14 protein-coding genes are annotated in these 13,191 nt (G+C 59.8%); 10 read left to right on the forward strand and 4 right to left on the reverse strand.

Annotation, left to right across the window (positions count from 1 at the left end):
- The first annotated feature begins 70 nt into the window (after nucleotides 1-70).
- The 5 genes from NQ050_RS10540 to NQ050_RS10560 all read left to right on the forward strand — a co-directional run bounded on the left by NQ050_RS10540 (nucleotide 71) and on the right by NQ050_RS10560 (nucleotide 4,892).
- Nucleotides 71-1,546 (forward strand): glutamate--cysteine ligase, encoded by a 1,476-nt coding sequence (locus NQ050_RS10540; RefSeq protein ID WP_257039311.1) that lies wholly within the window; start codon nucleotides 71-73, stop codon nucleotides 1,544-1,546.
- Nucleotides 1,547-1,745: 199 nt separating this feature from the next.
- Entirely contained in the window at nucleotides 1,746-2,573 is an 828-nt protein-coding gene (locus NQ050_RS10545) for an ABC transporter ATP-binding protein (protein WP_257039298.1), read from the forward strand.
- Entirely contained in the window at nucleotides 2,570-3,304 is a 735-nt protein-coding gene (locus NQ050_RS10550) for an ABC transporter permease subunit (protein ID WP_257039299.1), read from the forward strand. The genes NQ050_RS10545 and NQ050_RS10550 overlap by 4 nt, the downstream gene beginning before the upstream one ends.
- The gene (locus NQ050_RS10555) at nucleotides 3,301-3,981 is read left to right on the forward strand and encodes an ABC transporter permease (RefSeq protein WP_373456454.1); all 681 of its coding nucleotides are present in this window, start codon (nucleotides 3,301-3,303) and stop codon (nucleotides 3,979-3,981) included. The genes NQ050_RS10550 and NQ050_RS10555 overlap by 4 nt, the downstream gene beginning before the upstream one ends.
- Nucleotides 3,978-4,892, forward strand: coding sequence for an ABC transporter substrate-binding protein (locus NQ050_RS10560; protein ID WP_373456455.1), 915 nt, complete (start codon nucleotides 3,978-3,980; stop codon nucleotides 4,890-4,892). The genes NQ050_RS10555 and NQ050_RS10560 overlap by 4 nt, the downstream gene beginning before the upstream one ends.
- 108 nt (nucleotides 4,893-5,000) lie before the next feature.
- Here NQ050_RS10560 and NQ050_RS10565 read toward each other — a convergent pair whose 3' ends face one another.
- The 3 genes from NQ050_RS10565 to NQ050_RS10575 form a co-directional block, all read right to left on the reverse strand.
- Nucleotides 5,001-5,660: an isochorismatase family protein gene (locus tag NQ050_RS10565; protein WP_257039301.1), complete on the reverse strand. Its 660-nt coding sequence runs from the start codon at nucleotides 5,658-5,660 to the stop codon at nucleotides 5,001-5,003.
- Between the two features lie 85 nt (nucleotides 5,661-5,745).
- On the reverse strand, nucleotides 5,746-6,843 hold the full coding sequence (locus NQ050_RS10570) for an NAD(P)/FAD-dependent oxidoreductase (protein WP_257039302.1): 1,098 nt from the start codon (nucleotides 6,841-6,843) through the stop codon (nucleotides 5,746-5,748).
- 5 nt (nucleotides 6,844-6,848) lie between these two features.
- Nucleotides 6,849-7,355 carry a TetR/AcrR family transcriptional regulator gene (locus tag NQ050_RS10575; protein WP_257039303.1) on the reverse strand — a complete coding sequence of 169 codons (507 nt, stop codon included), beginning with the start codon at nucleotides 7,353-7,355 and terminating at the stop codon, nucleotides 6,849-6,851.
- Nucleotides 7,356-7,524: 169 nt separating this feature from the next.
- On the opposite strand from NQ050_RS10575, the gene NQ050_RS10580 reads away from it, so the two are divergent.
- The 4 genes from NQ050_RS10580 (at nucleotide 7,525) to NQ050_RS10595 (ending at nucleotide 11,062) form a co-directional block, all read left to right on the forward strand.
- On the forward strand, nucleotides 7,525-7,704 hold the full coding sequence (locus tag NQ050_RS10580) for a hypothetical protein (RefSeq protein WP_257039304.1): 180 nt from the start codon (nucleotides 7,525-7,527) through the stop codon (nucleotides 7,702-7,704).
- A 232-nt stretch (nucleotides 7,705-7,936) separates the two neighbouring features.
- Nucleotides 7,937-8,143: a heavy-metal-associated domain-containing protein gene (locus NQ050_RS10585; protein ID WP_257039305.1), complete on the forward strand. Its 207-nt coding sequence runs from the start codon at nucleotides 7,937-7,939 to the stop codon at nucleotides 8,141-8,143.
- Between the two features lie 255 nt (nucleotides 8,144-8,398).
- Nucleotides 8,399-10,759, forward strand: coding sequence for a cation-translocating P-type ATPase (locus NQ050_RS10590; RefSeq protein WP_257039306.1), 2,361 nt, complete (start codon nucleotides 8,399-8,401; stop codon nucleotides 10,757-10,759).
- 42 nt (nucleotides 10,760-10,801) lie between these two features.
- Nucleotides 10,802-11,062, forward strand: a complete 261-nt coding sequence (locus NQ050_RS10595; protein WP_257039307.1) for a metal-sensitive transcriptional regulator — start codon at nucleotides 10,802-10,804, stop codon at nucleotides 11,060-11,062.
- 16 nt (nucleotides 11,063-11,078) lie between these two features.
- Here the strand turns inward: NQ050_RS10595 and NQ050_RS10600 are convergent, their stop codons facing one another.
- Nucleotides 11,079-12,029, reverse strand: a complete 951-nt coding sequence (locus NQ050_RS10600) for a hypothetical protein (RefSeq protein WP_257039308.1) — start codon at nucleotides 12,027-12,029, stop codon at nucleotides 11,079-11,081.
- A 112-nt stretch (nucleotides 12,030-12,141) separates the two neighbouring features.
- Between NQ050_RS10600 and NQ050_RS10605 the strand changes: the two genes are divergently transcribed.
- Entirely contained in the window at nucleotides 12,142-12,861 is a 720-nt protein-coding gene (locus tag NQ050_RS10605) for a type 1 glutamine amidotransferase domain-containing protein (RefSeq protein WP_257039309.1), read from the forward strand.
- Nucleotides 12,862-13,191: the final 330 nt, after the last annotated feature.

A 13,191-nucleotide genomic window follows, 5' to 3' on the forward strand; every position in this document is an offset into this window, starting at 1 on the left:
CCCCAAACCCCCGCCGCCAACCATGAATCTTTCCCCACCCACCGGCGCCCGCCTGGTTAAGCTGGCCGCTATGGGCGACCAAGTAACCAGCAGCAACTACACCCCACGGCAACGCACCCGCTACCGCGAACGCCTCCAGCACGATCTAGAGGTGTTTGACCGGCACCTGCAGCGCGCCGAGTTTATCTCCCAGGGCACGATCGGCCTTGAGCTGGAGCTGAACCTGGTGGATCAGGACATGGCGCCGGCGCCCGTGGGCCAAAAGGTCCTTGATGGTTTGAGTGAGGATTATCAGTCCGAAATTGGCGCCTGCAACGTGGAACTCAACTTACCGCCCACCAGCATTGAGGGCTCAGGCCTGGAGGAAATGCAACGTGAGCTGGAACGCAGGCTCGCCGCCGTGCACGAGCAGGCAACGGCCCAGGGCGCTGCGGTTGCCATGGTGGGCACACTTCCCACGTTGACCACGCAATACCTTTCCACGCCGGGATGGATGACGTCGGAAAATCGCTACCGCGCGCTCAACAATTCCATCATGCAGTCTCGCGGCGAGCTCGTGCGGATCGACATCGCAGGTCAGGAGCACTATCTGCACGATTTTGAGGACATTTCCCCGGAGTCCGCCTGCACCTCTATGCAATTGCACCTGCAGATCGCACCGGATCGCTTTGCCGACGCCTGGAACGCAGCCCAAGCAATCGCCGCGGTTCAAGTGGCGCTAGGCGCGAACTCCCCGCTGTTTGCAGGCCACCAATTGTGGCACGAGTCCCGGATTCCGCTGTTCCAGCAGTCGATAGACACCCGCACTCAGGAGCTCGTGAACCAAGGGGTGCGCCCGCGCGTGTGGTTTGGCGAACGGTGGATCACCAGCGTGTTTGACCTCTTTGAGGAAAACGTTCGCTACTTCTCCCCGCTGCTGCCGGAAGATCGCCAGGACGCCGGCACCCCAATGATGGATGGCGAAAGCCCAGCCCTGCACTATTTGAATCTGCAAAACGGCACGATTTGGCGATGGAACCGCCCCATCTATGACCCCTCTCAGGAGCAAGCGCACATCCGCTTGGAGAACCGCCTGCTCCCCGCGGGCCCAACACCGGTGGATATAGTTGCCGATGCCGCGTTCTTCTACGGCATGGTGAAGTACTTGAGTAACCAAAACCGGCCCGTGTGGTCCCGCCTGAGCTTCGAGGCCGCCACCAAGAATTTCTTCTCTGCCGCACGCCAGGGCCTGGGTGCAACGCTGCAGTGGCCGGTGCTCGGCGAAGTTTCCGTGCGCGAGCTCGTGGCCGAGCATCTGCTGGGCCAGGCTAGGCAAGGCCTCGAGGCGCTGGGGGTGGCGGAGGAGCTCATCGAACGATACCTCGGGGTAATCAAGGGCCGCGTAAGTACCGGGCAAAACGGCGCAACGTGGCAACTCCATGCCCTGGCGCAGCAGCCACCCACGGAACCTGAGACCCCGGAGCGCACCGCGGCAGTAGCAACTGTGCTACGCCGATACCTGGAGCTGCAATCCACCGGCGAACCGGTGCATACCTGGTCGCTGTAGGGCGCCTGGAAGAATATCGCATTTTATTCACCCGATTCCCGATCCTCAGGCTGCGCCTTCGCTCCCCCTTCCCCCTGGGCATGCTGCAGACCCGCTGCACGTGCTGAGGTGCGGCGTTTGGGGCGTCGGCACGCTTTGCAGCGCACGCCCGTAGGGTGGGAGGTCAACGCTCACCTATTTCAGACAGGAGCGAAGGCACATGATTACCTTCGAGGCAGTCTCCAAAATCTATCCCGACGGCACCGCCGCGGTGCGCAACTTCTCCCTGGACGTGCCCGAGGGGAAGATTGTGGCGATGGTCGGCTCCTCCGGGTCGGGGAAAACCACGCTGCTGCGGATGGTGAATCGCATGGTGGAGCCCTCGGACGGCGCCGTGCGGATCAACGGTAAGGACGTGCGTACCCAGAACCCCGTGGCGCTGCGCCGCAGCATTGGTTATGTGCTGCAACATGCGGGTTTGCTGCCGCATCACAGCGTTGCGGACAACGTTGCCACCGTGCCTGTGCTCAATGGGGTGCCAAAGCGCAAGGCCAGGCAGGACGCCCTTGAGGTGATGGCGCGCGTGGGTCTTGGGCCCGAGTTGGCCAAGCGCTACCCCGCCCAACTTTCCGGCGGGCAGCAGCAGCGCGTTGGGGTAGCGCGGGCGCTGGCAGCAAACCCGGAAATCCTCCTCATGGACGAACCCTTCGGCGCCGTTGATCCGATCGTTCGCCGCGAACTGCAGGACGAGCTCCTTCGCCTGCAGGCTGAACTGGGCAAAACGATCCTGTTTGTCACCCACGACATCGACGAGGCGCTACGCCTTGGCGACCACATCGTGCTCCTACAAGCCGGCGGACAGGTGGCACAACAGGGCACGCCAACAGAGCTTCTCACTGCCCCTGCAAACGATTTTGTGCGCAGCTTCATCGGTGCCGACGCTCCCCAACGCACCCTCCACATCACCGAGGTAGGGGGCGTTGCGGTGGCAGTCGATGGGATGGGCCGGACCGTGGGGCGGGTTGCTTCGGACGGGGTGGCACCGTGAGTGTCACCGGAATTGGCTGGCTTGCCGGAAACGTTAAGCATGTGCTGGAGCTCGCATGGGCGCACTTGTTGCTCAGCGTGCCGCCGGTGCTGCTCTCGGTGCTGCTCGCGGTGCCGTTTGGCTACCTGGCTCACCGCCGGCCGCGCTTGGGTGGGCCCATGTTGTGGGCGGTGTCCTTACTGTATGCCATCCCAGCGCTGCCGCTGCTGATCATCATTCCGATTGTGGTGGGCACTCCCCTGCGTTCGCAGGCAACCATGATTATTGCGTTGAGCGTGTACGGGTTTGCGTTGCTCGCACGGAGCGCCAGTGAGGCGTTTGCTTCGGTGGATCAGCACACACGGCAGGCCGCTGTGGCCATGGGCAACTCGCCACGCAGCATTTTCTGGCGGGTGGATCTGCCGCTGGCATTGCCAGTGCTCATCGCGGGGATCCGGGTGGTGACAGTTTCCACCATCAGCCTCGTAACGATCGGCGCCCTGATCGGCGTACCCAGCCTGGGCAATCTGCTCACCGACGGCTTCCAGCGCGGCATTGTGGCCCAGGTGATGACGGGCATCGTAGGCACAATCGTGCTGGCCATTGCGCTAGACCTTCTCGTACAGCTTATCGGGCGCTGGGCGACACCTTGGGCTCAGGTTCAGGTTGGGGTTGGTGCTGGTGCTGGTGCGGGCGCGGGTGTGGGTGCTGGTGCGGGTGCGAGCGATGGGAGCGATGGGAGGCACGAATGAATCTCTTTGCTCAAGCGCTGGATTGGTTGATGGAGCCCGCAAATTGGGCGGGCGCGGCGGGAATCTGGGCACGGCTTGGCGAGCATCTCCTGCTCAGCGCAGCCGCCGTCCTCCTGGCCGCGTGCATCGCGTTGCCCCTGGGTTTGTATGTGGGACACACTGGGCGCGGCGCGGGTGTGGTTGGCGCGATTGTTGGGGCGGCGCGCGCGATTCCCACATTGGGGCTGCTCACCCTCGCCGGGTTGTTCCTGGGGATCGGCGTTGGTGCCCCGCTGGTTGCGCTGGTGGTGCTCGCCCTGCCTTCGGTGCTGGCTGGTGCGTATGCTGGGGTGCAGTCTGCCGACGTGCGCAGCGTCGGCGCCGCCAAGGCCATCGGCATGACCGGGTGGCAGGTGCTTTCCCGGGTGGAGGTGCCTTTGGGGCTCCCCGTCCTGTTGGACGGGCTTCGGGCAGCGACGTTGCAGGTGGTGGCCACTGCTACCTTGGCCGCGTACACCGCTGACGTGGGACTAGGCCGCTTCTTGTTTAGTGGCCTGAAAAGCCGTGATTATCCCCTGATGCTCGCCGCCGCCCTGCTAGTTGCTTTCGTGGCTTTGATCCTAGAAATTGCGTTTGCCGCACTGCAGAAAACTGCGGCATCGAGGACGCAGAATCAGCAAAGTGAATCGAGGAAATAGAGATGAAGTTCCCCAAAATGTTGACGGCAGCCGTTATGATTTCTGCTTTTGGCTTGGCGAGTTGCTCTAATGGTGATCCACTGGAGAATGGCGGAAGCAGTGGGAGTGGTGGGGGTGAGACGATTGTGATTGGCTCACAGGACTATTACTCCAATGAGATCATTGCGGAGATATACGCGCAGGCTCTGGAGGGTGCCGGGTTTAGTGTGGACCGCCAGTTCCGCATTGGGCAGCGCGAGGTGTACGTTTCTGAGATTGAGTCAGGCGCGATTGATTTGTTCCCGGAGTATTCGGGGCCGTTATTGCAGTATTGGGCGCCTGATACGCAGGCCCGGAAATCTGAGGATGTGTACGCCGAGCTGGCCGAGGTAACTCCGGAGGGTTTGCGGGTGTTGGATCAGGCTGCGGCAACTGATCAGGACTCTTATGCGGTGACCAGTGAGTTTGCTGCACAGTGGAGTCTTTCAAGCATTGAGGATTTGGCTGGGGTATCTGTGCCCATGGTGTTGGGGGCGAATTCTGAGGCGGAGACGAGGCCGAATGGCCCTCGTGGGTTACGGGATGTGTATGGGATTGACGTTGGTTTCACCCCGATTGAAGATGGTGGCGGCCCGTTGACGGTGAAGGCGTTGACGGATAATCAGATTCAGTTGGCGATTATCTACACGGCGAGCCCTTCTGTGGTGAACAACAATTTGGTGACGCTCAGCGATCCACGCGGCCAGTTCCTTGCTTCGCATGTGGTGCCGGTGGCGAGTGACGACGTTTCGGATGAGGCTGCGGAAGTGGTGAACGCTGTTTCTGCTGTGTTGACTGAGCGGGATTTGATTGAGTTGAATGCCCGAAGTGTGAATGAGCAGACTGCTGCGTCTGTGATTGCCAAGGATTGGCTGGTGGCCAAGGGGCTGTAGTCAGTCCCTTTGAGAATCCCGCGATTGCCCCCGTAGGGGTGGGTGGGGGCGCCTGGCACGAGCTCACGCCAGTGCCAGTACCAGCGCCAATACCCTTGTTGCGGTGGCTTAGTAGTCCTCTTTTTGGTCCAGTTCCTCCTTTGCTGGGAAGTACCATCCGAAGATTTCGCGGAGGTTGTTGGCGTCTTCGCGAGCCCAGTTGCGCATGATTTCCGAGGCAAAGGAGATTGCGGTGACTGGGCTTGCTCCTGCTTGCACCATGCGGGTGATCGCAGATTCGTGTGCTTCTTTAGAGATGCCGCCGATGGCATCAACTACTGGATAAACCTTGTAGCCTTCGTTGAGCATGTCCAGTGTGGGCAAGGCTACGCAGACTTCGGTCCATAGGCCTGCGACCACCACGTGCTTCGCACCAGTGGCTTCAATTGCAGCGCGGAAATCTGCATCTTCCCAAGCGTTCACACCTGTGCGATCAATTTCTTCCTGGTCCTCTGGCAGGTGTTCCATGATCTCGGGAATGGTTGGTGGGTTTACTCCCATGTCCACGCCAACGGTGGAAACCACGATGGGCACTCCCCAACGCCGTGCCACCTCAGAAAGCACGCGGACGTTGAGTTCTGCTCGTTCGCGGGTCTTGGACTTGAGTGTATCCAGTTGGGTGGATTGGTAATCGATGAGTGCGATCACCGTGTTCTTCGGTGTGAGCAGGTGGTCGGCTTTTTGATCGCGGATTGGTTCTGGCGCGGTCTTCTTGGCGGAGGTGGTCATTTCCAGGTACTCCTTCTGATCCTGGGGGTTGGGGCTTGGTTTGGGGGTTCAGTTGTTGGCCCGAGCGTCGTGGCAGGCTACGCCTCTAGGTGAGGAACATCTTTTTGAGTTGGCTTCCTGCGATTCGCCCGGCGCGGTTGGCCCCCACAGTGGATTGTGTTGGCCCATAGCCCACCAGGTGGATCCGGGGGTCTTTGACTACTTTTGTGCCCTTGAGCTGGATTGCACCAAGCTCGTTTTGGAGGCCGAGGGGTTCGAGGTGCCGGATGGCGGGCTTGAATCCGGTGGCCCAGAGCAGGACATCGAGTGGGGTTTCGGTGCCGTCTTCTTCGATCACGCCGGTGGGTGTGATGCGCGTGAACATGGGTTTTCTGTTGAGCACGCCACGTTTCTTGGCGGCTCGTGCGTATGGGGTCCATCCGAGGCCGGTGTAGGAAACCACACTCCCGGTGGGTTTTCCTGCCTCCACGGCAGCAGTGACTTTGGCGATCACTTCCCTACCCGTGGTTTCCAGTTCAAATTGTTCTTTCCGGAACACCGGTTCACGCCGTGTGTACCAGTGGACAGTGGCCACGCGGGAGATCTCCTCAAGCTGTTGCACTGCAGAGATGCCTCCGCCGATGATGCCAACCCGTTGCCCGGCGAATGCTTCCAGTGAAACGTAGTCTTTAGTGTGCATTTGCTTGCCGAGGAAGGTTTCTTGCCCTGGGTAGTACGGCAGTGTGGGGTTGTTCCAGGTGCCGGTGGCGTTCACAATTGCTTTCGCCTGCCAGGTGCCGCTGGTGGTGGCGATCCGGAACCCCTCCTCGGGGTTGTGGTTGAGGTATTCCACGCTGTGCACTGTCACGGGCCGCTGTATGGCGAGTTGGTGGTGGGCTTCAAAATGGGCAAAGTATTCAGGTATTGCCACTTTGCTTGGCGTGGCGAGTTCAACGGTTGGCCTTGGGTAGCTTGGCAGGTCAAAGATGTTGTTCACGGTGGCCATGGTGAGCGATTCCCAGCGGTGCCGCCACGCCCCACCAGGGGCTTCCTCGGCGTCCAAGACAACGTAGCTTGGGGTATCTCCTGGCACTTCAAAAGCGTTTGCAAATCCTCGGTGTGCCAGGTGGTAGCCGGCGGATAGCCCAGCTTGGCCACCGCCGATCACTACTACGGTGGCCCTGTGGGTGAATTCGGTTTCCATTGCAGCTAACTCCTTGGGGCTTCGTGGTTGCTCAGGAGCTGCTCAAGTGTGGCTTCGAGTTGGGAGGGAGCCTGACATTCGCATTCCCCACCGCAGCAAGCGAGGTCTTTCGCCTCAACGCTCATTACTTGCAGGACTATGGCAAGCCAAGTTTCCGTCAGACTTTCAGGCAGGGTCCCCCGTTGTTTTGCTTCGCGTAGGCGCTCCTGGAGCGGAGCGTTTGCGCGTTGCCGCAGATGTTCGCATTGTTCCTCGGGGAGTTCAACGGCGGCAGCTTTGAGTAAAATGTGCACATCGCCGAGCGGTTTCCACGCTTCCAGCAGGTACGGGATAACTTCCGTTTCCTGAATGCGCTCCAGTTTGGCCACCCGATCCAGTGTGCAGGCTTCCACCAGGTCAGCACGAGTGCGAAAGTGCCCAATGAGGGTCATGCGGCCCACCCCGGCCGTCTTTGCAATTTCGCTTACCGACGCACCCGGGTGTCCGCGCAAGCACTGGACCGCCGCTGCCATAATCTTTTCCCGGTTCGCTCTGGCATCCGCCCTCTGGGGTCGAGCTGCCCGCTGCCCAGGGTGTCCGGCATCTCGGGCGCCACCGTCGCAGCCGCAGCCGGACGCACATCCGCAACTGCATGGCGTGGCTGTCGGAGATTCAGAAATAACAACCTGTGGTGCTGGAAGGATGTGCGCCACCTCAACCTCGGGTGAGGTGGATCGGGAGGAGGGCACGTCGGAGGGAACGCGTGAATCCATGACGTTTGTCTGCAACGGTGTCTCCGCATGTTCTGCGGCCTGGCCAGCTTGGGCACTGTTCACCTTTGTTGCCATCGTGCGCACTGTTCCTTCCTTTTCCACTTCCTGAAGTCTCTGCCACGCCATGCACTACACAGATGCTGTGCGAAGTTGATGGGTTCGGGTGGGAGTCTCAGCATGAGTTCCAGACGCCCGAAAAAACGTATTGCGTTGTATGAGTTAATCGTACTACACTCTAACCCGTACACAACAGTATGAGTTAGAAATAATCCCAACCCCTACCCCACTAGACACCTAGAAACTAGGCACCTGGAAACTAGGCATCTGGAAAGGAACCCACCATGATTGCGAACTACTCCGTTGCCGGTATGAGCTGCAGCCACTGCGAGAATGCCGTCCGGGAAGAACTGGAATCAATCACCGGCATCACAGACATCGCGGTGAGCGCATCCACAGGCACGTTGCAAATCACTTCCACCGAGGCGATCGCCGATGAACTGGTGCTCGCAGCAGTTGAAGAAGCTGGCTACACCGCAACCCGCACCTAACCTCCCCACCCCTGGGAAAGGCACGTTACTCATGAACCCAGCCCTAAAACTTATTGGCTTTTTCCTACTCCTAGCCGTGCTCTTTACATTGGCGTACTTCATCTCCGGAGCACTCATTCCCCAGGAGTGGGTGGAACAGTGGCAGGCGCCCACACCAATGCACCACTAGTCACCATTCGGCATTCTTTGCGGTAGCCTTTCGCACCCCATCCCCGACCCTCAACCTCCTGCACCTTCTCCCCCTTGGCGGTACCAATGACACAACAAGCAAGCACCCAGACCCTGCAGTCAGGGCAGCATTCCTCCGATGCTGCAGGTTCTCTCGATATACCTGCCAACCTCAACGAGGTGCACATTGACCTGGACATCGGAGGGATGACCTGCGCTTCTTGCGCAAACCGCATTGAAAAGAAGCTGAACAAGCTGGAGGGAGTATCCGCCTCCGTAAACTACGCAACCGAGAAAGCCCACGTAGTGGACACGGTTGGCACAAGCATGGACGAACTCATCGCCGTTGTGGAAAAGGCCGGATACAGCGCAGAGCCAATCCTTCCGAAGTCACCGGAACACACCGGCGATACGCAAAAGCCCAACACTGCGGCTGAACACCATGAATCCCGTGAAGAGCGCGAACTTGCACAGCTACGGCAGCGCATGATCGTGTCCATCGTACTATCAGTGCCTGTGATCTTGATGGCGATGGTCCCAGCGCTGCAATTCGACTTCTGGGGTTTCGCCTCGCTCACACTGGCAGCCCCCGTGATCGTCTGGGCTGGATACCCCTTCCACCGCGCAACGTGGCTGAACCTCAAACAGGGTGCCGCTACCATGGACACGCTCATTTCCGTGGGCACACTTTCGGCATTCCTATGGTCCCTATATGCGCTGTTCCTCGGCACAGCTGGCGACCGCGGGGTAACACACCATTTCAGCATCACCCTTGCCCCATCAGATGCCTCCAGCAATATCTACCTCGAAGTTGCGGCAGGGGTGATCACCTTCATCCTTGTAGGCCGCTACTTTGAAAAGCGCTCCAAGAAGCAAGCCGGTGCAGCTCTGCGGGCGCTCATGGAACTCGGGGTGCAACAGGCAACAGTACTGCGCGGCGGCACAGAAGTGACTATCCCAGCCGAGGAACTTCGGGTAGGAGACGAGTTCATCGCCCGACCCGGTGAAAAGATTGCTACCGACGGCACCGTGATCAGCGGAACTTCCTCTATTGATGCCTCAATGCTTACTGGTGAGTCGGTACCCGTGGACGTTCGCCCAGGCGTGGAAGTAGCGGGCGCAACGCTCAATGTTTCAGGCAGGATCGTAGTTCGCGCAACCCGCGTTGGTGCCGACACTCAGCTTGCACAAATGGCTGAACTTGTAGAACAGGCCCAGACCGGGAAGGCAGAAATCCAACGGCTCGCAGACAAAATCTCCGGAGTCTTTGTTCCAATTGCCATCGCTATCTCGGTAATTACCCTCGGTGCGTGGCTGGGTGCAGGATTCCCCGCAAGCGCAGCATTCACCGCGGCGGTTGCCGTTCTCATCATTGCGTGCCCCTGCGCACTAGGGCTTGCAACTCCCACCGCACTGCTGGTGGGCACCGGCCGCGGAGCACAACTTGGCATCCTCATCAAGGGCCCAGAAGTGCTAGAATCCTCCGGCAAGGTAGACACCGTAGTGCTGGATAAGACTGGAACCGTCACCACCGGAACAATGACCTTTGAACAGGTGATTGCTGCCCCCGATGTGGACTCACGTGAGGTCCTACACCGCGCTGGTGCGCTAGAAGCCTATTCCGAACACCCCATTGCGCAGGCCATCGCAAAGGCAGCGCGGGAGGAACAAGGCGAGCTGACCGCACCGGAAGACTTCCGCAATATTGAAGGCCTGGGCGTTGAGGCAACCCTTTTGGGAGAGATCGTGCGCGTTGGACGGCGCGCACTCATGGAGGACGCCGGTTGGCGTGTCCACCAAGAACTCGTTGAAGCGCAGCGCACCGCAGAACTCGCCGGCAAGACCGCGGTGTTTGTAGGTTGGGACGGCGCAGCGCGCGGTATTCTCACCGTCGCCGACCAAGTCAAATCCACCAGCACCCAAGCAATCAAGCTGTTCCACCAAATGGGACTCCACACGGTGCTGCTCACCGGCGATAACACTCAGGTGGCTCAACAAGTTGCCAAGGAGGTAGGCATTGACACGGTCTACGCCGAAGTGCTGCCCAAAGATAAGGTAGCGGCCGTCCAAGCACTACAAGAAAGCGGTCGCACTGTAGCAATGGTTGGCGATGGCGTGAACGACGCCCCCGCCCTTGCGCTCGCTGACCTTGGCCTTGCAATGGGCGCGGGTACCGACGCAGCTCGAGCATCCGCAGACATCACCCTCATGCGCAGCGACCTCCTCGCCGCGGCAGACGCCATTCGCCTCTCGCGGCGCACGCTGAGCACCATCAAAGGCAACCTCTTCTGGGCCTTCGCTTACAACACCCTGGCGATCCCATTAGCCGCCCTCGGTTTGCTCAACCCCATGCTCGCAGGTGCCGCAATGGCACTCTCCAGCGTCTTCGTTGTCTCCAACAGCCTCCGCCTGCGATCCTTCAAACCCGTGACACCCCACGGGGTATGATTTGAGGCGTTCATCCGCACCAGGTTCGCGCTAAGGAACATCATGCAGCTCAACCCCACCGAAGTGAAACCCTCCATCACCCGCCTCAAGCGAGCCCAAGGGCAACTCGCAGCAGTAATCCGAATGCTTGAAGAAGGCGAAGATTGCGAGGCCATCGTCACCCAACTTGCTGCTGTATCAAAAGCCATTGACCGTGCCGGATACACCATCATTGCCACCGGCATGCGCCAATGCTTCACCGAAGGCGGCACCGAGGGGTTCGATGCCGCCAAAATGGAAAAACTCTTCCTCAGTCTCAGCTAAGCACTACAGCAAAGCACTACGCCTGGGCCGCCACCTGCTGAGCCAAGCGCTGCAACAAATAGGGTTCCGTCCCCGCCAAGCCCACGGAGAGATACAACCGAATCCCCTCCGCGGGCGGCGGAGCAAGAACATACTGGGAAAGCGGAGCCACCGCCACACCAGCTTCGGCCGCCACCGCAGGAGGATCATAGGCGTTCAACTGGGCCACAGAATCCGTGGTGATCACGCTCGCAGCGGCCAGTAGGTCTGCGGCAAACTCCGCCCGCCCCACCTGCTTCGGACCCAAGGTGGCAACGTAGGCATCGGGGCGTAACCACTGCGTGCGCAACACTGGCGATTCACTGTTAGTAGCGAGGATTACCACATCTGCAGCCGCCACCGCCTCCTCCACACTTTCCGCGGAGACCACCGGAAAGTCATATTGCTGATCCAGCGCCTCAGCGACCCGGACCTTACGATCAGGGGTTTTGCTAAACAGCTTCACTTCGGTGATGGATCGCACCGCCTGCAACGCCCACAATTGGCCCTGTGCTTGCACACCAGAGCCAATCACCGCCACGCGAACCGAGCCCTTGGGTGCGAGTGCATCATGGGCCACACCACCTAGGGCTGAAGTGCGCCGAACCCCGAGCTCAGAGCCCACAGCGATCGCGCAGACTCTGCCCGTGTGATCATCAAAAGCAACTACCACCTGCTCATCCACGGGCAGCTCCAAGGTGCTGTACGCCCGAAAACCATAAGACTTCCCTGCGAACCGTCCCGCCGTGAACACCAGACCCCCAGCTCCCTCCCCCAATGCCGCATGCACACGCGGGGGCGCAGAAAGCGCGTCCTTCCCATGCGCGAGCACGGCTTCTCTCATCCACCCCACCGCATCATGCGCGTGCAGGTGAGCGCGGATGCCGGAGTCTTCAAATAACCTGAACCCAACTTGGTGATCCACCTGTGCCACTCCCACTTTTTCCACCGACCTGACCTTTCAGCACAGGGTACCGGAGACCAAGCAAAAGGCGGCGCGCAATCTCCACCAGGTAGGCGTTGCTGTATCAAATCCACTACCTCAGCAAGGAATGCTCGCTATGAATGAGCCAGTCCACAAGGGGCACATCCTGCACGTTGTGTCCAATGTATCTGCCTACGGCACAGACTCAACGCACCCTACTGGCCTGTGGCTTTCCGAACTTGTACACCCCTACCTGGCATTTGAAGCCGCGGGCTACGAGCAAATAGTGATGAGTCCCAAGGGCGGAACCGTCCCTCTGGAACCGCGTTCGCTGAAGTTCCCCACCTATGACCGCGCCGTCAAAACTTGGCACAACGACCCAGCACGGATGAAACTCCTTGAACATTCCACCGCGGCTGCGCAGATCGACCCGCACAACTTTGACGCCATCTTTTACACCGGCGGCCATGCAGTGATGTTTGACTTCCCGAATAACGAAGTTCTGCACCACATCACCAGAAGCATTTATGAAAGCGGCGGCGTAATTGCCGCAGTGTGCCACGGCTACTGTGGCCTTGTAGAAGTGGAGTTGAGCAACGGCAAACCTTTGGTGAGCGGCCGGTCCATCACGGGATTTTCCTGGATGGAGGAAAAGTTGGCGGGTGTGGCAAAGCTTGTACCTTACAACGCACAACAACGCGCGGAAGAGCAAGGGGCCCGCTACAGCAAGTCACGCATCCCTTTTGCCAGCTACACCCAGGTTGATGGCAGGATCGTGACCGGCCAGAACCCAGGGTCAGCGGCGGCTACAGCACACAAAACCCTGGAGGTGTTGGCTCGCCAGCAGTCCATGTAACCGCCCTCCCCCAACCACTAGATCCACAACCCCGCGATTGAAATCAGCACTTGAGATGCGCGCTGGCGCATTCCGCTGCGCTACGCCGCAGTCCAGGCCGGCCTTCAACCAGGTCGGGTACTGGGCATCATCCGTGTCTATCTGGCGATGGCGCACAAAGTGGGCACGAGGTGGACTCGCCCTCAAGGTCTGGAGTTCTCGCGGGGGGTGTTCCTATATAGGTTGTCAACTCCGTGGGTGAGATTGTTGGGGGTGTGAAGGGCTTCTGTTTTACTTCGGCGATGTTGTTTTCGGGCATGCTGAGGGGCCGATTGGGCTTCCTGCGCAATC

Origin of the sequence: Corynebacterium sp. 122RC1, from assembly GCF_024580955.1 — a bacterium.
Classification (GTDB): domain Bacteria; phylum Actinomycetota; class Actinomycetes; order Mycobacteriales; family Mycobacteriaceae; genus Corynebacterium; species Corynebacterium kozikiae.